Annotated in this window: 17 protein-coding genes; 8 read left to right on the forward strand and 9 right to left on the reverse strand. The window is 64.7% G+C overall.

The annotated features are described in order from the left end of the window. Positions 1–49 precede the first annotated feature (49 nt). Positions 50–1,861 (reverse strand): single-stranded-DNA-specific exonuclease RecJ, encoded by a 1,812-nt coding sequence (gene recJ, locus AC3EDY_RS11955; protein WP_488572726.1) that lies wholly within the window; start codon positions 1,859–1,861, stop codon positions 50–52. A 148-nt stretch (positions 1,862–2,009) separates the two neighbouring features. On the opposite strand from recJ, the gene AC3EDY_RS11960 reads away from it, so the two are divergent. From AC3EDY_RS11960 to AC3EDY_RS11970, 3 genes are all read left to right on the forward strand, one after another. Next, positions 2,010–2,492 (forward strand): NAD(P)H-dependent oxidoreductase, encoded by a 483-nt coding sequence (locus AC3EDY_RS11960; RefSeq protein ID WP_488572727.1) that lies wholly within the window; start codon positions 2,010–2,012, stop codon positions 2,490–2,492. 109 nt (positions 2,493–2,601) lie between these two features. Then, the gene (locus AC3EDY_RS11965) at positions 2,602–3,342 is read left to right on the forward strand and encodes a hypothetical protein (RefSeq protein ID WP_488572728.1); all 741 of its coding nucleotides are present in this window, start codon (positions 2,602–2,604) and stop codon (positions 3,340–3,342) included. 68 nt (positions 3,343–3,410) lie between these two features. Beyond that, positions 3,411–3,887 carry an AHH domain-containing protein gene (locus tag AC3EDY_RS11970; protein WP_488572729.1) on the forward strand — a complete coding sequence of 159 codons (477 nt, stop codon included), beginning with the start codon at positions 3,411–3,413 and terminating at the stop codon, positions 3,885–3,887. Positions 3,888–3,953: 66 nt separating this feature from the next. Here the strand turns inward: AC3EDY_RS11970 and leuA are convergent, their stop codons facing one another. From leuA to miaA, 7 genes are all read right to left on the reverse strand, one after another. After that, positions 3,954–5,624 (reverse strand): 2-isopropylmalate synthase, encoded by a 1,671-nt coding sequence (leuA, locus tag AC3EDY_RS11975; RefSeq protein WP_488572730.1) that lies wholly within the window; start codon positions 5,622–5,624, stop codon positions 3,954–3,956. A 271-nt stretch (positions 5,625–5,895) separates the two neighbouring features. Further along, complete coding sequence (locus AC3EDY_RS11980; RefSeq protein WP_488572731.1) at positions 5,896–6,549, reverse strand: YceI family protein; 654 nt, start codon at positions 6,547–6,549, stop codon at positions 5,896–5,898. A gap of 116 nt (positions 6,550–6,665) precedes the next feature. After that, a complete protein-coding gene (locus AC3EDY_RS11985) occupies positions 6,666–7,046 on the reverse strand; it encodes an I78 family peptidase inhibitor (protein ID WP_488572732.1) in 381 nt (126 codons plus the stop codon). A gap of 193 nt (positions 7,047–7,239) precedes the next feature. After that, the gene (gene ilvC, locus AC3EDY_RS11990; RefSeq protein ID WP_488572733.1) at positions 7,240–8,259 is read right to left on the reverse strand and encodes a ketol-acid reductoisomerase; all 1,020 of its coding nucleotides are present in this window, start codon (positions 8,257–8,259) and stop codon (positions 7,240–7,242) included. A 101-nt stretch (positions 8,260–8,360) separates the two neighbouring features. Next, positions 8,361–8,879: an acetolactate synthase small subunit gene (gene ilvN / locus AC3EDY_RS11995; protein ID WP_488572734.1), complete on the reverse strand. Its 519-nt coding sequence runs from the start codon at positions 8,877–8,879 to the stop codon at positions 8,361–8,363. Between the two features lie 10 nt (positions 8,880–8,889). After that, on the reverse strand, positions 8,890–10,641 hold the full coding sequence (ilvB, locus tag AC3EDY_RS12000) for a biosynthetic-type acetolactate synthase large subunit (protein WP_488572735.1): 1,752 nt from the start codon (positions 10,639–10,641) through the stop codon (positions 8,890–8,892). Between the two features lie 164 nt (positions 10,642–10,805). Then, positions 10,806–11,786, reverse strand: a complete 981-nt coding sequence (gene miaA / locus AC3EDY_RS12005) for a tRNA (adenosine(37)-N6)-dimethylallyltransferase MiaA (RefSeq protein ID WP_488572736.1) — start codon at positions 11,784–11,786, stop codon at positions 10,806–10,808. On the opposite strand from miaA, the gene serB reads away from it, so the two are divergent. Both serB and AC3EDY_RS12015 read left to right on the forward strand, forming a co-directional pair. Beyond that, positions 11,779–12,663 (forward strand): phosphoserine phosphatase SerB, encoded by an 885-nt coding sequence (serB, locus tag AC3EDY_RS12010; protein ID WP_488572737.1) that lies wholly within the window; start codon positions 11,779–11,781, stop codon positions 12,661–12,663. The two genes, miaA and serB, sit on opposite strands and share 8 nt — an antisense overlap. Beyond that, a complete protein-coding gene (locus tag AC3EDY_RS12015) occupies positions 12,663–13,469 on the forward strand; it encodes a Coq4 family protein (RefSeq protein ID WP_488572738.1) in 807 nt (268 codons plus the stop codon). Before serB ends, AC3EDY_RS12015 begins: the two co-directional genes overlap by 1 nt. 16 nt (positions 13,470–13,485) lie before the next feature. Here AC3EDY_RS12015 and purL read toward each other — a convergent pair whose 3' ends face one another. Beyond that, on the reverse strand, positions 13,486–15,627 hold the full coding sequence (purL, locus tag AC3EDY_RS12020; protein WP_488572739.1) for a phosphoribosylformylglycinamidine synthase subunit PurL: 2,142 nt from the start codon (positions 15,625–15,627) through the stop codon (positions 13,486–13,488). A 118-nt stretch (positions 15,628–15,745) separates the two neighbouring features. Here purL and AC3EDY_RS12025 point away from each other — a divergent pair, with 118 nt between their 5' ends. The 3 genes from AC3EDY_RS12025 to coaD are packed head-to-tail and all read left to right on the forward strand — an operon-like array spanning position 15,746 to position 17,417. After that, the gene (locus AC3EDY_RS12025; RefSeq protein WP_488572740.1) at positions 15,746–15,991 is read left to right on the forward strand and encodes an exodeoxyribonuclease VII small subunit; all 246 of its coding nucleotides are present in this window, start codon (positions 15,746–15,748) and stop codon (positions 15,989–15,991) included. After that, positions 15,988–16,905: a polyprenyl synthetase family protein gene (locus tag AC3EDY_RS12030; RefSeq protein ID WP_488572741.1), complete on the forward strand. Its 918-nt coding sequence runs from the start codon at positions 15,988–15,990 to the stop codon at positions 16,903–16,905. Before AC3EDY_RS12025 ends, AC3EDY_RS12030 begins: the two co-directional genes overlap by 4 nt. After that, entirely contained in the window at positions 16,905–17,417 is a 513-nt protein-coding gene (coaD, locus tag AC3EDY_RS12035) for a pantetheine-phosphate adenylyltransferase (RefSeq protein ID WP_488572742.1), read from the forward strand. The genes AC3EDY_RS12030 and coaD overlap by 1 nt, the downstream gene beginning before the upstream one ends. Positions 17,418–17,457 lie beyond the last annotated feature (40 nt).

Below are 17,457 nucleotides of genomic sequence, written 5' to 3' on the forward strand. Positions count from 1 at the left end.
CGCCTCTATTCGGCTGGGCGCGGTGCGTCAACCCGCGCAGCCAAAAAAATCAGTCAGCGAACGCAGCGTCTTCGATATGCAGTTCGGCCGCGGGCCGGCTGCCCCAGTCGTCCAGCCGTGCGCGCCCGGCCAGCCAGAGCTGACGCCCCTTGCAACCGTGGAGAAGAGCCTGCCCCAGGTCGGTTTGGGCCGCGCGAAAAGCCATGGCTTTGAACGAGCGGCCGTCGGCGCCGGCAACGATGGCACGCACGTGGTCGTTTCCTACCAGATCGCATTTGACCAGCCGCACCGGACCGATCGCGACGCGGGGGCCGGGCCATCCGACCCCATAGGGGCCGGCGCCTTCCAGCGTTTCGACCAGGCCGGGCGTCAGGCCGCCGGGACTGAGCGAAAGATCGAGTGCCAGGCTTTGCACGGCCCTGGCATTGGCGACGTCGCGCCCCAGGCGTTCGTCCAGCCATTGCGCCAGCTGTTCGACACGGTCGGGCGCGATGGTCAATCCGCAGGCCATGGCGTGTCCGCCTCCTTTCACCAGCAGCCCGGCTTCGCGTGCGGCGATGATCGCGGCACCCAGATCCACGCCGGGGATCGATCGGCCCGATCCCTTGCCCAGGCCCGCGCCGTCCATTTCGGCCTGTCCGCTATCGTCCAGCGCGATGACCAGCGCGGGCTTCCCGGTCTTTTCCTTGATGCGCCCGGCAACGATCCCGATTACGCCGGGGTGCCAACCGGTGCCTGCCATCACCACCACGGCGCGGTTGTGCTGGGCCGCGACCTGGGCTTCGGCTGCTTCCTGCACGGCTTGCTCGATCGTGCGGCGCTCGTCGTTGAGGGCAGAAAGCCGCGCCGCGATCGCCTTGGCCTCGTCGGCGTCCTGCGTGGTGAGCAGGCGAACCCCCAGCGAGGAATCACCGATCCGTCCGGCCGCATTGATCCGCGGGCCCAAGGCAAATCCCAGGTCGCTTGCGGTGGGCGCGCGGGTAAGGCGGCTGGCGTCAATGAGCGCCGAAAGGCCCACGTTCGATCGCCGCGCCATGATTTTGAGCCCCTGGGCGACGAGCGCGCGGTTGAGGCCTTTCAACTGCGCCACGTCGGCGACCGTGCCCAATGCCACCAGATCGAGCAGCGTCATGAGATCGGGCGCGGGGCGGGCAGCGAACCAGCCACGGGCGCGCAGCACGCGCACCGTGGCGACAGCCAGAAGAAATGCGACGCCGACAGCCGCCAGATGGCCATGGGCCGCCGCTTCGTCTGCCTCGTCAAGGCGGTTGGGGTTGACCAGCGCGACGGCCGGCGGCAGTTCGGCCGCGCACTTGTGATGATCGACCAAGATCACGTCGATCCCGGCATTGCGGGCCTGCGCCAGCGCGTCATGGGCCATGGCGCCGCAATCTACGGTGACGATCAGCTGGCTGCCTTCGCGCCCCAGCCGCACCAGGGCCTCGCCCGAAGGGCCATAGCCCTCGAGCAGGCGATCGGGGATATAGGCCTGAGCCTCGATCCCCAGATCGCGCAGCAGGCGCAGCAGCAGAGCCGCGCTGGTGGCCCCGTCGACATCGTAATCGCCATAGACGGTGATCCGCTCGTTCTGCGTCACCGCGTCGGCCAGCCGCCGGGCGGCCAGGTCCATGTCGCGAAAGATCGAGGGATCCGGCAGAAAATCGCGCAAGGTCGGGCGGCGGTGACGTTCGAGATCGTGGTGGGGAACGCCACGCGACAGCAGCAGTTGATCGATCAGGTCCGTCGACAGACTCCTGTCATCCGCGCCGTGGCCGAAGCGTCCCGAAAGGTCCACATTGCCGCCCCGCCAGCGCCAGGCAAGGCCGGAAAGAGATTGGGTAATCGCAGTGATCGGGATCATTCCGGCGCGGTAGCCTAATGCCGGGCACCGGGCAAATCGCACCATGCGGCAGACGTGGAAACCCTGCCGGGCGCAGTTGCATTCATATCCGTTTTGGCGGCAATGCCGCAGGCGTGCCAGGGTTAAGGCTGGCGGAAGGACAAAAGGCATGTTGGCGATCATCTGGCACAGCCGCACCGGCGCAGCGCAGGCCATGGCCGAAGCGGCCGCACAAGGCGCGATTGCGACAGGTGCGCCTGCGACATTGCTGCCGGCCGATGACGCCACCCCCGACGTTTGCCTGGCCGTGCGGGGCTTTCTTTTTGTCTGCCCGGAGAACCTCGGCGGCGTGAGCGGCGAAATGAAAGCGTTCTTCGATCGCTGCTATTATCCGTTGCTGGGCCGGATCGAAGGCCGTGCCTATGCCACGGCAATCGCGGCAGGCACGGCGGGGCAGGGCGCGCAGATGCAGATCGACCGGATCGTGACGGGCTGGCGTCTGCGCAGAGTGGCTCCGCCGTGTATCGTCCTTACAGATGCGGATCGGGCCGAATCGATATTGGCGCCCAAGAAATTGCCGCCTAACGCGGCGCAAAGATGTCATGATTTGGGACAACTGTTGGCGGCGGGCCTGGATTTGGGTGCTTTTTAACCATCTCGCAATCCAGTGCCGGCCAGATATCGACTTTAATGGGCGCAGGGGCCTGACCGAATTGCAAAGGATTGCAGTTCGCGGGTGAGGCCGAAGCAGGAGCGCATGGGTGGACAAGGGCAATGACACTGCTGGCACGCGCGCGATCGCAATGCTGGTGTTCGCCCCTGGCGCGCGTCCCGATGCAGATGTGCTGAACCGGCTGGCGGAAACCGGCCATGCTTTTTCGGTCAGCCATCGGCCGGCAGGAACCCCGGGCTGGGTGGAACTGCTTCGCGATGGTCTGACGTTCGATATCAACGGTTTGGCGCCTGCTGGGGCCAAACCGGGACGCGCGGCCACATTACGCATGGGTTTGCCCGGCGGGCTCGACCCCACGGCTGGCGAAGCCCTGTTTCTGGCGCCTGGCCCACATCTTGCCGGTGCGGAGAATCTTTTGCCCGTGGTCCAGGTGGCAGCGGGCCTGCTGCTGGCCCTGGCTGCGCTCCCGGGCCTTCTGGGCATCGGATGGCTGCCTGCCGGCAATCTCGTTTCACCGCGCTGGTTCACCGATGCGGTGGGGCCCTGGCTCGATGGCGGCCCCTTTCCGGCCCTGGCACTGACGTCGCTCGAACGGGGTACGGACACGGTGGCCAGCAATGGCCTGGGTTTCCTGATCGGCCAGGAATTCGTCCTGCATACCAGCGGGGAACGGCCCAACCAGACCCACGCCCGCGCCGCGGTGCGCCTGATCGACTGGCTGGTGGCCCATGGCCGGATAGTGGAACCGCAACCCGTGACCCTGCCTGGAATGGGTACGCTCTGGCTAGAAACCGATGCATGCGGTAATATTTCGACGCAATGGGGTTGACGCACGGTGTTCCTGATTCGTCCGTAAAGCTGCGAGCCGCAACGCGGGCGGCGCTCCCGTTCCATTGCGTGAACGTAGCGGGGCGGCCGGATTATCAGGCCCATATGCAGCGCCACCATATTCTTCCGCGCCAGGCTTTGGTGAAATTGCCTCTGCAGCCCATGCTCGCGCGGCTGGGCGAGGAGCAGGTAGGATTCCACGATTTTCGCCGCAACGGCCTGCTGTTGCCCGCAACCGAAACTGCGGCACAGCGGATGTTCAGGCCGCTGCACCGTGGTCCGCACCGGCAGTATAACCAACTCGTGCTGGAACGCATCGGCCAGATCGAGGCGGGATGGCGCAAGCACCGTGCCAGCAACGATCTGGCTGCCGATCGCGAAGCACTGATGCGGCTCGATCTGCTGCAGCGTGCCCTGCGCCGTCGTCTGCTCGATCCGCGCCGCTGGGGCGGGCTGCCGCTCAATCAGCGCGATCCTGCAGTCGATTTCAGCCATCTGGACGCCATGGCCGAAATGCTCTGGACCGATACCCAAGGCACGGTTTGAGCCGGTCACGCGCAACGGCCCCCGGGCTTCCCCCGGGGGCACCCCTTGCATTCCTGCTGGAAAGGCTCAGCGCCCGGCGTTTGCGGCCGAAAGAATGGCGCGCACACCGGCAGTGGCAACGTCTTCGTCGACGCCCACGCCCCATATCACGCGGCCGTCGGGCAGCGCGCATTCCACATAGGCGGCGGCACGCACGTCGGTACCGCTGCCTATCGCATGCTCGGAATAATCGCGCACTTCCAGATCGACACCGAACCCGTCGCGCAATGTGGCAACCACTGATGAAAGAAGGCCATTGCCCCGCCCGCTGACGGTCTGCACGTCGCCATCCACAGTGATCTTGCCGGCAAAGACATACGTGCCGTCGGCCGCCCGCTGCTCGTCATAATCCACCAGCTGGAAATGCTGCGGCGTATCGAGGCAGTAGGTCTTGCGGAACACGCCCCAGATATCGGCCGCCTGCAACTCGCGGCCAAGCGCGTCGGCAAGATCCTGGACATGGCGGGAAAAATGGGCCTGCATCCGCTTGGGCAGTTTCAGGCCCTGGTCCTGTTCGAGCACCCAGGCAAAGCCGCCTTTGCCGCTTTGCGAATTGACGCGGATCACCGCTTCATAGCTGCGGCCCAGATCGGCAGGGTCGATCGGCAGATAGGGCACGGACCACAGCTGATCGTTGCGCTTTTCCTGCGCGGCAAAGCCTTTTTTGATGGCATCCTGATGGCTGCCCGAGAAAGCCGTGAACACCAGTTCGCCGCCATAGGGATGGCGGGGATGGACGGGCAACTGGTTGCAGTATTCGACCGTCCGGATCACTTCGTCGATATCCGAGAAGTCCAGTTCCGGATCCACGCCCTGGGTATAGAGGTTGAGGCCCACGGTTACGAGGCAGCAGTTGCCGGTCCGTTCGCCATTTCCGAACAGACAGCCTTCCACGCGATCGGCACCGGCCATCAGGCCCAGTTCGGCTGCGGCGACGCCGGTTCCCCGGTCGTTGTGCGTATGCAGGCTGATGATGGCGCGATCGCGGCCGGGCAGGTTACGGCAGAAATACTCGATCTGATCGGCATAGATATTGGGCGTTGCCGCCTCTACCGTGGCGGGCAGATTGAGAATGATCGGCTTTTCAACCGTCGGTTGCAACACATCCATGACCGCTTCGCAGCAGGCGATGCTGAAATCCAGTTCCGCGGTCGAAAACGTTTCCGGGCTGTATTCGAAATGCCATTCGGTCTGCGGAAAACGCGCGGCCTGATCGCGCAGGTAGGTGGCGCCGCGCCGCGCGATCTCACGGATTTCACTTTGCTCCATGCCGAACACCACCGTGCGCCAGAGCGGCGAAACCGCGTTGTAGACATGCACGATGGCCTGTCTGGCACCGGCCAGGCTTTCGAATGACGTCTTGATCAGGTCTTCGCGCGATTGCGTCAGCACCTGAACGATCACGTCGTCGGGAATGCGCCCTTCGTCCACCAGCGAGCGAATGAAATCGTATTCGGTGGCCCCGGCGCTGGGGAAACCAACCTCGATTTCCTTGAGACCGACTTTGACCAGCAGATCGAAGAAGCGCGCTTTCTTTTCGGCGTCCATCGGGTCGATCAGCGACTGGTTGCCATCGCGCATATCGGTGGAAAGCCAGCGCGGCGCCTTGGTGATCGTGCGCGAGGGCCACTGGCGATCGGGCAGATCCACCTGCGGAAACGGACGGTACTTAATGCCGGGAGTTTTCAGCATGGCCATGTCGGCTGAACCTTGAATTGGAAATGATGCGTCAGGTGCGAAGGGATCACCCTTGGGCGCCGTGCGCGCCGCAAAACCGACGCGTCAGCTCACGCCCAAGGGCGTGTAAGTCGCAGGGTAAGGTTCAGCGCGGCAAACATGGCGCAAGCCTATGGTGGTTTGCGCCTGGCTTGTCCAGATCAAATGTCAGGCGCCGCGCAAATGCGCCAGGGCAGCAAAAACCCCGCACCGGCAACGCCGATGCAGGGCTGGAAAAGCATCGCAACGAACGTCAGGCCGTCTTTTCGAATGCGATCGTGATATTGAGTTTCACTTCGTCGGACACGAACGGGACCAGGCCGCTGAGACCGAAATCGGAACGCTTGATCGCGGTCATGCCTTCGAAGCCGACGGTTTCCTTGCCCGACATCATGTTCTTGCCGGCACCAACGAAGCGCGCCGCGATGGAAACCGGCTTCGTCACGCCATTGAGCGTCAGATTACCCGCGACAGTCGCGCTCGTGCCATCGGCGCCCGGCGTTACGCTGGTGGACGTGAAAGTGGCGTCGGCCGGCGCCGGGCCGAAGAAATCGGCCTTTTTGCCGCCGGCGCCGGGGCGCAGCAGGTGAGCGGTCAATCCGGCGCTTGCCGTGGTAACCTTGGAAACCGGGATCGTAGCCGTCACCTTGGCGGCGGACGGATTGGCCGGATCGAGCACGAGCGTGCCGGTGACATCGCCGAACAGGCCAAAATAATCGTTGAAGCCCAGATGGTTCACGCTCCAGCCGATAAGCGAGTGGCTGGGATCGGCAGTATAGCTGCCAGCCGTGACGCGGGCCTTGTCGGGCTGGCCGGGCACGGGAGGGGTCTGGGCAATCATGGGCGTTGCTGCCAGGGCAAGAGCCAGCGGCGCGGCCAGGGTCAACGCGGTACGAACGGTGATCATGTTGTATCTCCCTTGGGCGCCGCTGGTTCGCAGCAGGGGGGGCAGCGCCCGCTCACGGGGATGCCAAACCGATCGGCACGTGGCAAGCGATGAAACGGTATCGGCGATTGCCAGGCTCAACCGCAACGGGTGGCCACGATCCGGCCTTGTTCGTCCACGATCACGTTGAGGCGCCCGGGCGAATAGTCCATCGTCACGGCATCGCCGGGATGAACCCAGCGCACCCGCTGATGGCCCACGGCCGCGATCACGGCAGCACGGGTCTGCGCATTGTCCGGCTGGTTGATCAGCTTTGCCATGCGCCCTTCGCCACAATTGATCGGCGGCAGGGCATCAGGATCCACCGCCACGGTGCTTTCCGCGTCTTGCGGCGCGACCGTGGCCACGGCACCAGGCGTCGCTGCGGCCGAAGGAGCAGGCGTGGAGGTCTGGGCATGGCATCCCGCCAGCAGGCAGGCAGCAGTGCAGATCAGAGCGACGCGTCGCGGCAAGGGCATGGGCAACTCGATCGACGGTTAGGCCAGATTGCGAGGCAGGAACGGTTCGGGACGATAAGGTCCGGAATGGTTATGAACAGGTTGGCCCGCCTTGGCCATGTCGTTTGTCGAGCGGCGACGCCCGTTGGCCGGACGGAATGGCAACCGAGGTCCCGCCGCCGGAGAGGGCGGCGGGGCAGCGGCAGAGGGACCATCAGTTCCTGGTCTGATCGACCAGCTTGTTGGCGCCGATCCAGGGCATCATCGCGCGGAGCTGGGCCCCGGTCTTTTCGATCGGGTGGGCAGCGGCCGCCTTGCGCGCAGCCTTGAGTTCGGGCTGCCCCGCACGGTTGTCGAGCACGAAGTTCTTGACGAAACGACCTGACTGAATGTCGGCCAGCACGCGCTTCATCTCCGCCTTGGTTTCCGGAGTGATGATCCGCGGGCCGGTGGTGATGTCACCGTATTCGGCCGTGTTGGAGATCGAATAGCGCATGTTGGCAATCCCGCCTTCGTAAAGCAGGTCGACGATCAGCTTGGTTTCGTGCAGGCATTCGAAATAGGCCATTTCGGGCGCATAGCCGGCTTCCACCAAGGTTTCGAAACCGGCCTGGATCAGGTGGGTAATGCCGCCGCACAGCACGGCCTGTTCGCCAAACAGATCGGTCTCGCACTCTTCCTTGAAATTCGTTTCGATAATCCCCGAGCGGCCACCGCCCACGCCCGAGGCATAGGCGAGAGCAATATCGTGGGCATTGCCCGTCGCGTTCTGGTGAATGGCCACGAGGCAGGGTACGCCGCCGCCCTTGACATACTCGCCGCGCACGGTGTGGCCGGGGCCCTTGGGGGCGATCATGATCACGTCCACGTCGGCACGCGGTTCGATCAGCCCGAAATGAACGTTGAGCCCGTGGGCGAACGCCAGCGCGGCGCCGGGGCGCAGGTTGGCGTGAATGTCGTCGGCATAGATCGCGGCCTGGTGTTCGTCGGGCGCAAGGATCATGAGCACGTCGGCCCAGGCGGCCGCTTGGGCATTGGCCAGAACCTTAAAGCCGGCCGCCTCTGCCTTGGCCGCGCTGGCCGAGCCGGGACGCAGCGCGATGGCCACGTCTTTGACGCCGGAATCGCGCAGGTTCTGGGCATGGGCATGGCCCTGGCTGCCATAGCCGAGAATGGCGATCTTCTTGCCGGTGATCAGGTTGAGATCGCAATCGGCGTCGTAGTAAACCTTCATCGTATCATCCTTGGTTGATCGTTCTGCCGCAACGGAGACCCATCGGGCAGGAAAAGCGCGGTGCCGGCGCCGGGTTTTCCGGGTCTGCGATAAGAGTCAAATCAAGCAGCTTCAGCGCCGCGGATCATCCCGGCAATGCCGGTACGACCCACTTCGACAAGACCCAGTTCCTTCATCAGCCCGACGAACGTATCGATCTTGTCGGGCGCGCCGGTCAGTTCGAAGATAAAGCTCGACGTGGTGGTGTCGACGACCTTGGCTCTGAACACTTCGGCCAGGCGCAAGGCCTCCACGCGGTTCTCGCCCTTGCCCGCAACCTTGATCAGCGCCAGTTCGCGGGCGACATAAGGTCCAAGCTCGGTAAGATCGGACACCTTGTGAACGGGCACCAGCCGCTCGAGCTGTGCGTGAATCTGGTCGATCATCGCGGGCGGGCCGTGCGTGACGATGGTAATGCGGCTGACATCGTGCTTGTCGGTGATGTCGGCCACCGTCAGGCTGTCGATGTTATAGCCGCGCGCGGTGAACAGCCCGGCGATCTTGGCCAGGATGCCCGCTTCGTTATCCACCGTGACGGTCAGGACATGGCGCTCCTGCGCCTCTGTTTTCATTTTCATCATGAGTCAGTCTTCAGACCAGGGCCTTGGCTTCGTCATCCATGGTCCCGGCCACTTCGTCGCCGTAGAGGATCATGTCGGTATGCGCCGCGCCCGAGGGGATCATCGGGAAGCAGTTGGCTTCCTTGGTCACGCGGCAATCGACGATCACCGGGCCGGGGTGGTCGATCATCGCGCGGATGCCGTCGTCGAGCTGGTCCAGCGTATCGATCTGGATGCCTTTCCAGCCATAGGCTTCGGCGAGCTTGACGAAATCGGGCAGGGCGTCGGAATAGGAACTGGAATAACGGCTTTCGTAGGTCAGTTCCTGCCACTGGCGCACCATCCCCATCCATTCGTTGTTGAGGATGAAGACCTTGACGGGCAGGTGGAACTGGGTGGCTGTGCCCATTTCCTGAATGTTCATCTGGATCGACGCATCGCCGGCAATATCGATCACCAGCGCATCGGGGCAGCCAACCTGCGCGCCGATGGCGGCCGGCAGGCCATAGCCCATGGTGCCCAGGCCGCCGGAGGTGAGCCACTTGTTGGGCTGATCGAAATGGAAGTGCTGTGCCGCCCACATCTGGTGCTGGCCCACTTCGGTGCTGATGATCGGCGCACGGTCTCTGGTCAGCTGGTAAAGCCGCTCGATCGCGAGTTGGGGCATGATTTCCCCGGTGCTGGGCCTGGGGTAGGCCAGGCTGTTGCGCCCGCGCCAGCCGTCGATCCGCGCGTGCCAGGGGGCAAGGTCCTGCGCCGTGTGCCCGGCCTCGTGCCATGCGGCGACGATCTGGTGCAGCACGCGGCCGCAATCGCCCACCAGCGGCAGATCGACGCGCACGGTCTTGTTGATCGACGCACGATCGATATCGATGTGGATCTTGCGGCTGAGGGGCGAAAAGGCATCAAGCCGGCCCGTCACGCGATCGTCAAAACGCGCGCCGACGCAGACGATCAGATCTGCCTGGTTCATGGCCATGTTGGCCTCATAAGTGCCATGCATGCCCAGCATGCCCAGCCAATCCCGGTGTGCGGCCGGAAAAGCGCCCAGGCCCATCAGCGTCGAAGTGACGGGTGCGCCGGTCAGCGTCTGAAGTTCCTGAAGCAGGCGTGCCGCTTCCGGGCCGGCATTGATTACGCCGCCGCCGGTATAGAACACGGGCGCTCTGGCCGATGCCAGCATCGCCACGGCCTGGGCGATCGCTTCGGCGGGCGCTTCCACCTGCGGGTCATAACGATTGCGCATCTGCGGCGCGTGGCCTGTCCAGCGGGTGGTGGCGATCTGTACGTCTTTGGGAATGTCGATCACGACCGGCCCGGGGCGGCCTTGCGTGGCGATGCGGAACGCCTCGTCGATCACCGCAGCCAGTTGCGCAGGGTCTTTCACCAGATAGTTGTGCTTGGTGCAATGGCGAGTGATGCCGATGGTATCGGCTTCCTGAAACGCGTCGGAGCCGATCAGGCCCGTCGGCACCTGGCCAGTGATGACGACCAGCGGGATCGAGTCGAGAAAAGCATCGGCAATCCCGGTCACGGCATTGGTCGCGCCTGGGCCGGACGTGACAAGCACGACGCCGGGCTTGCCCGTGGCGCGGGCATAGCCTTCGGCCGCGTGGGCGGCGCCCGCTTCGTGCCGGACGAGGATATGGCGAATGCGTTCATCCCCGAACAGCGCGTCGTAAATCGGAAGTACGGCGCCCCCTGGATAGCCGAACACGAATTCGACACCCTTGGAAACTAGGCCTTCGACCAGGATTTCAGCGCCGCTGCGCTCGCTTGACACGACCTTGCTCCATTACTTGCCGGGCTATAACGTGACGCCCAGATATCAAAAACTGCGGCCCGGCTGCAGTCGCCTGCGCCGGGCCGTCTCTCCCTACTCGGGTACCTGGCAGGTGCCAAGCAAGCGACGGCTGGTTAGTTGACACAAACATTCGTGTCAAGCCACTATTCCTGGAATAATAATGCTTGCATATGCTTGTCAAGGTAATTTTCGTGCGTCACCCGGGGCCAATCGGCCGGAAACTGGTGTTTTGCCCAGGTGAACTGCCGCTTGGCATAGCGTCGGGTGGCTTGTTGACCGGCGGCAATGGCGGATTCGGCAGTGCTTCGGCCATGCAGGAAAGCGGCGATCTCGGGCACGCCGATGGCCCGCATCACCGGCAGATCGGGATCGAGCCGGCGTGCCAGCAATGCCTCCACCTCGGGCAGGGCGCCGGCATGCCACATGTGCTCAAAGCGCAGATCGCACCGGGCATAGAGCCACGCCCGATCGGGCAGAAGAACCAGTGGGCGCAGGTCCACGGCCGGGCCGATGCCGCCCTGGCGCCGGGCCTGCCAATGCGCCAGCGGCCATCCGGTGGATCGGACGACTTCCAGCGCCCGCGCCACGCGTGTCGTGTCGCCGGGGTTCAGCGCGGCCGCCCGTTCCGGATCTTCGTGGGCGAGAGCGGCATAGGCTTCTTCCACGACCATCGCGCGCACGGCGGCGCGGACATCGGGATCGATCGGCGGGACCGGCGCGATGCCGTCGAGCAGCGTGCGGATGTAAAGCCCGGTGCCGCCGACCAGAATGGGCAGGGCTTCCCGCGCATGGGCCTGCGCGATCTCGGCCTTTGCCGCTTGTGCCCAGTCGGCGGCGGAGCAGGCCTGCGCGCCGTCCCACGCGCCGAACAGGCGATGCGGCACGCCCTGCATCTCTTCGGCCCGGGGGCGGGCACTGAGTACGGCGAGATCGGCATAGACTTGGGCGCTATCGGCATTGATCACCACGGCGGCGCGCCCGGCTGCTCGTTCGGCGAGGGCCAGGCGCACCGCAAGATCGCTCTTGCCGCTGGCGGTCGGCCCTGCAATGAGCGCGAGCCGGGGCCGGCGCTCCCTGGGGCGCACGGCGGGGCCGGAAAAGGAAAGGGACGTTTCAGTGCTCATTGCCCGTCTGATAGCAGACCCGGAGACGCTTGGTGACAATCTTGCGCGGGCCATGGAACAGATCGAGGAGACCGGCGCCGAAGTGGCCGGGGCGGGCATGTTGGACGGTTGCGATACCGTGCTGGAAATGGAAGTGATCGATGGCGATGCCGCCAGGATGCGCGCTATCCTTCACGGTTGCTTTCCGGCCAGCGATTTTCTGTTGAGCGACCGCGCGATTGAAACGCCGCGCCTTTTCGTGTCGGATATGGACTCCACAATGATCGCGGCCGAGTGCATCGACGAACTGGCCGATTTTGCCGGGCTCAAAGGCCGCATTGCGGCGATTACCGAGCGCGCCATGCAGGGCGAACTCGATTTCGAGTCCGCCTTGCGCGAAAGGGTCGGCCTGCTCAAGGACTTGCCGGAAACCGCGATCGCACAATGCCTTGATGAACGCATCCGCCCGATGACCGGCGCGCGCACGCTGGTTTCCACGCTCAAGGCGCGCGGATGCCACACAGTGCTGGTGACCGGGGGCTTTCATGCCTTTGCCGATCCGGTGGCGGAGCAGTTGGGATTCGACCGTGTAGTAGGCAACCGGCTCGGGATCGCCGGCGGGCGCCTTACCGGCGCGCTGGTTGGCGGCATCGTCGACAGCAGCGTCAAGAAGACGGTGCTACTGGAAGAAACGGCACGGCTTGGCCCCGCCATCGCCAGCCTGGCGACCGGCGATGGCGCCAATGACATCCCGATGATCCAGGCCGCTACCCACGGCATTGCCTATCATGCCAAGCCCAAGGCGCGCGAAGCGGCCGACGGCTGGATCGAACGGGGTGACCTGACATCGATCCTGCATCTGTTCGGTATCCCGCAAAAGGATTGGGTAATCGGCTGATGAACGAAACTGCCGGGGATTTTGCCGCCCTGCCGCTGATCGACTCTGCGCGCGAAAGGCCGCGCCTGCGGCCGCTGGCGGCATTCGGGCATTTTCGCCGCCTGATGCGCAACACCGAAAACACGGCGGAAGTATTCGGCATCTTTGCCGCGCTGCCGTGGCGCGGCGGGGGCAAGGCAGGCATGGCGTTCCTGTCGACACCGCAAGGCCATGCCTTGGCCCTGGCCGAGCCCTGGCTGCCCGCGGTGCTGGACGATCACGTCGCGCTGCGCCGCATGCCGCCCGGCTCCCTTGGCCAGGCCTATTGCGATTTCATGGAGCGCGAGGGCCTGACGGCGCAGGGCCTGGTGGACGAGGCTGAACGCTTCCTTGCCGGACGCCCGCGCTATAACGACCGCTTTCAGTGGTACATGAGCCGGCTGCGCGACGTGCATGACCTTATCCATGTCCTCACCGGCTATGGCCGCGATGCGCTGGGCGAAGCGTGCGTGCTGGCGTTCACCTTTCCCCAGCAACCCGCGCCCGGCCATTTGTTCATCGCCTGGATGGCGGCCCTGCGCATGAAATTCCACCGCAAAAGCCGTGCCCCGGTGCTTGCCGCCGTGCGCGAGGCATGGGTGCGCGGCAAGCCTTGCCCCCGCCTGATGGAACAGCCGATACGCGCGCTTCTGCCGCTGCCGCTGGACCAGGCGCGGCAACGGCTGGGGATCGTGCCCGGCACAGCCTATGAACAGGCCCACGCCGCGTGGCGCGCGGAAGGCATCGATCCGCGCGATTTGCTGGGCGCACGGTTGGGGACAGCTTAAGCTTCCCCGGTTTGCTTCAACCGTCCATCCAGTCGCGGAAAAAGGCCTCGTTGGCGTCGCGCAGAGTGGCGAGCGGCACGCCGGCAACCGTTTCCCCGCCCGTCATGCCGATCCTGATGGCACCTTTCAGTTCGACGCCCGCGGGCGTTGTCACCACATAGCGCGACTGGTCTTCGCCGAAGGCCTGCGCCGTGGTTAGCGGCGCATCGAGGATGACGCCGATCTTTCCTGCCAGCGCCATTTCGGTCAGCGCGATCAGCAGGCCGCCGTCGGACACGTCGTGCACGGCCGTTACCGCGCCGTCGGCGATCCATTCGCGCACCTGCTCGCCATTGCGGCGTTCCAGCGCCAAGTCCACCGGCGGAGCTTCGCCTTCCTCGCGGCCCACAATCTCGCGCAGATACAGCGACTGGCCAAGATGGGTTCCCTGCGGGCCGAGCAGCCATACCGCCTCGCCAGCGGCCTTGAACGCGATCGTGGCCATCTGGCGATAATCCAGCATCAGGCCCACGCCGCCGATCGCGGGGGTCGGCAGAATGGCGGAACCGCCGCCGGTCGCCTTGGACTCGTTGTAGAGCGAGACGTTGCCTGAAACGATCGGGTAATCCAGCGCGCGGCACGCGTCGCGCATGCCATCCAGGCAGCCCACGATCTGGCCCATGATCTCGGGGCGTTGCGGATTGGCGAAATTGAGGCAGTTGGTGATGGCAAGCGGCGTGGCACCGACGGCGCAGATATTGCGGAATGTTTCGGCCACGGCCTGCTTGCCGCCTTCATAGGGATCGGCAAAGCAATAGCGGGGCGTGCAGTCGGTGCTGATCGCCAGCGCCTTGTCCGTGCCGTGAACGCGCACCACGGCGGCATCTCCACCGCTTTTCTGCAAGGTATCGGCGCCCACCTGGCTATCGTACTGCTCGAAAATCCAGCGGCGGCTGGCCAGATCGGGGCTGCCGATCAGCCTGACCAGGTCCGCGCCAAGATCCGCGCTTTCGGGCAGGTCGCCAAGCGGGGCGGGCCGGGGGGGTGCCACATGCGGCCGGTCATAGAGCGGGGCATCATCGGCCAACGGGGCGAGCGGAATGTCGCACACCACCTCCCCGTTCCATTCCAGCACCATATGACCGGTGTCGGTCACTTCGCCAATGATGGCAAAATCCAGTTCCCACTTGCGAAAAATGGCTTCGGCCATGGCTTCCTTGCCTGGCTTGAGCACCATGAGCATCCGCTCCTGGCTTTCCGACAGCATCATCTCGTAAGGCGTCATGCCGTCTTCGCGGCAGGGCACCTTGTTCATGTCGAGCCGGATGCCAGCGCCTCCCTTGCTGGCCATTTCGACCGATGACGAGGTAAGGCCGGCTGCGCCCATGTCCTGGATCGCGACGATGGCATCGGTCGCCATCAGTTCGAGGCAGGCCTCGATCAGCAGCTTTTCGGTGAACGGATCGCCCACCTGGACCGTGGGGCGCTTTTCATCGCTTTTCTCGTCGAAATCGGCACTGGCCATGGTGGCGCCGTGAATGCCGTCGCGCCCGGTCTTGGAACCGACATAGACGATCGGATTGCCAAGGCCCGTGGCGGCCGAATAGAAAATCCTGTCGGTATCCGCCACGCCCACGGTCATCGCATTGACCAGGATGTTGCCGTCATAAGCCTGGTGGAAATTGGTTTCGCCGCCCACGGTGGGCACGCCCACGCAGTTGCCATAGCCACCGATGCCGGCCACCACGCCTTGCACCAGGTGCTTCATCCGCGGATGATCGGGGCGGCCGAAGCGCAGCGCGTTCATATTGGCAACCGGCCGCGCGCCCATCGTGAAGACATCGCGCAGGATACCGCCCACGCCGGTGGCCGCGCCCTGATACGGTTCGATATAGCTGGGGTGATTGTGGCTTTCCATCTTGAAGATGGCGGCCTGGCCATCGCCGATGTCGATCACCCCGGCGTTCTCGCCCGGGCCGCAGATCACCCACGGCGCCGTGGTGGGCAGCTTCTTCAGGTGGATACGGCTTGACTTGTAAGAGCAGTGTTCCGACCACATCACCGAAAAGATGCCCAGTTCCACCATGTTGGGTTCGCGCCCCAGGGCGCCCAGCACGCGGGCATATTCTTCTTCCGACAGCCCATGGGCGGCGACGATTTCTGCGGTGATCCGGGACATGAGCAGCGCCCTTAGCCGCGCGCGCGCGATTAGGCTAGGGGCAGAACATCCCCGGCGGGCAGCGGCATGCGCGTTCCCCGCTTGACCGGCCCGGCGCGCCCGGCCATTGCTGGCCGCGATGGCAAGCACACCCGATATCGCCGCGCTCAGTTTCGAAGATGCGCTCAAGGAACTGGAAATAGTGGTCCGCCGCCTCGAAAGCGGCGAGGCACCGCTTGACGAGTCGATCGATCTCTATGCCCGGGGCGAAGCGTTGCGCACGCATTGCCAGGCGCGGCTCGATGCCGCGCAGGCGCGAATCGAGGCTGTCGTGGCCGACCGCGAGGGACGCCCGATCGCCACCCGGCCTTTCGACGGAGCATGAACGCCGTGGCCACGACCGAGGGCGGCTTCGGCCTGCTCAAGCCGGCGCTCGCCGCGATCCAGGCCGAGATCGACGCCAGTTTCGATGCGCTGCTGCCTTTGCCCGGCGATGCGCGCGACCGGTTGGTTGAGGCCATGCGCTATGCCACGATCGGCGGCGGAAAGCGCCTGCGCCCCCTGCTGGTGACGGCAACGGCCGCAATGTATGGCGTGGACCGGCAGGCGGCGGTTCGCGCCGGCACCGCGATCGAGGCTATTCACGTATATTCGCTGATTCATGACGATCTGCCGTGCATGGACAATGACGATCTGCGCCATGGCAAGCCCACCGTGCACAAGGCGTTCGACGATGCCACGGCCGTTCTGGCGGGTGACGCGTTGCACGATTTCGCGTTCGAGGTCTTGTCCGATCCGATCATGAGCGGCGATCCGTTCGTACGGGTGGAACTGATCCGTGCGCTGGCCGCGAACAGCGGCATTCACGGCATGGCCGGCGGACAGATGATGGACATCGCAGCCGAAACCGCCACGTTCGATCTACCCACGGTGACGCGGCTGCAGCAGCTGAAAACCGGCGCCTTGCTGGCCACGGCGGTGGAAATGGGGGCTATCCTCGGGCGTCTGCCGCCCGAGGGCCGCACCCATCTGCGGGGCTATGCCCGCGATATCGGCCTGGCGTTCCAGATCGCCGATGATCTGCTCGATGCCGAAGGCGATGAAGCGGCGGCTGGCAAGGCGCTGCGCAAGGACGCGGTGGCGGGCAAGGAAACCTTCGTTTCGTTGCTGGGCGTGGCCCGCGCGCGCGAACAGGCGCATATTCTGGTGGAACAGGCGATTGCCCATCTTGCCGGCCACGGCGCGGAGGCCGATCTGCTGCGCGAGCTCGCCCGGTTCATCGTGGAAAGGAATCACTGATGGCCGAGCGCGTGGGGATCTATCCGGGCACGTTCGATCCGGTCACGCTGGGCCACCTCGATATCATCCGGCGCGGGGCCAAGCTGGTCGACCGGCTGATCGTAGGCGTCACCACCAATCCTTCGAAGAACCCGATGTTCACGCCCGAAGAGCGGATGACCATGGTGCGCCGCGAGATGGACGAGCAGGGTATCGAGAATGCCAGCGTGGTGGGTTTCAACGCGCTGTTGATGAAATTCGCCGAGGCGCAGGGAGCCAGCGTGATCGTGCGCGGCCTGCGGGCGGTGGCCGATTTCGAGTACGAATATCAGATGGCCGGCATGAACCAGCAGCTCAATGACCGGATCGAGACGGTGTTTCTGATGGCCGATGTCAGCCTTCAGCCGATCGCTTCGAAACTGGTCAAGGAAATCGCGCTGTTCGGGGGGGACATCTCCCACTTCGTCACCCCCACGGTGCGCGACGAAGTCGTGGCGCGGGTGGACAGGATCGGGCGCCTGGGAGACTATTGATCGCATGACGGCGATCGCTGCGGCGACCATCGCCGGATCA

It is taken from the genome of Novosphingobium sp. DS6-6 (genome assembly GCF_057784975.1).

Coding starts and splice junctions, on each gene's coding strand:
- recJ (WP_488572726.1), bottom strand. CDS start 1,861: ATGATCCCGATCACTGCGATTACCCAATCTCTTTCCGGCCTTGCCTGG.
- AC3EDY_RS11960 (WP_488572727.1), top strand. CDS start 2,010: ATGTTGGCGATCATCTGGCACAGCCGCACCGGCGCAGCGCAGGCCATG.
- leuA (WP_488572730.1), bottom strand. CDS start 5,624: ATGGCCATGCTGAAAACTCCCGGCATTAAGTACCGTCCGTTTCCGCAG.
- AC3EDY_RS11980 (WP_488572731.1), bottom strand. CDS start 6,549: ATGATCACCGTTCGTACCGCGTTGACCCTGGCCGCGCCGCTGGCTCTT.
- AC3EDY_RS11985 (WP_488572732.1), bottom strand. CDS start 7,046: ATGCCCTTGCCGCGACGCGTCGCTCTGATCTGCACTGCTGCCTGCCTG.
- ilvC (WP_488572733.1), bottom strand. CDS start 8,259: ATGAAGGTTTACTACGACGCCGATTGCGATCTCAACCTGATCACCGGC.
- ilvN (WP_488572734.1), bottom strand. CDS start 8,879: ATGATGAAAATGAAAACAGAGGCGCAGGAGCGCCATGTCCTGACCGTC.
- miaA (WP_488572736.1), bottom strand. CDS start 11,786: ATGAGCACTGAAACGTCCCTTTCCTTTTCCGGCCCCGCCGTGCGCCCC.
- AC3EDY_RS12015 (WP_488572738.1), top strand. CDS start 12,663: ATGAACGAAACTGCCGGGGATTTTGCCGCCCTGCCGCTGATCGACTCT.
- purL (WP_488572739.1), bottom strand. CDS start 15,627: ATGTCCCGGATCACCGCAGAAATCGTCGCCGCCCATGGGCTGTCGGAA.
- AC3EDY_RS12025 (WP_488572740.1), top strand. CDS start 15,746: ATGGCAAGCACACCCGATATCGCCGCGCTCAGTTTCGAAGATGCGCTC.
- AC3EDY_RS12030 (WP_488572741.1), top strand. CDS start 15,988: ATGAACGCCGTGGCCACGACCGAGGGCGGCTTCGGCCTGCTCAAGCCG.
- coaD (WP_488572742.1), top strand. CDS start 16,905: ATGGCCGAGCGCGTGGGGATCTATCCGGGCACGTTCGATCCGGTCACG.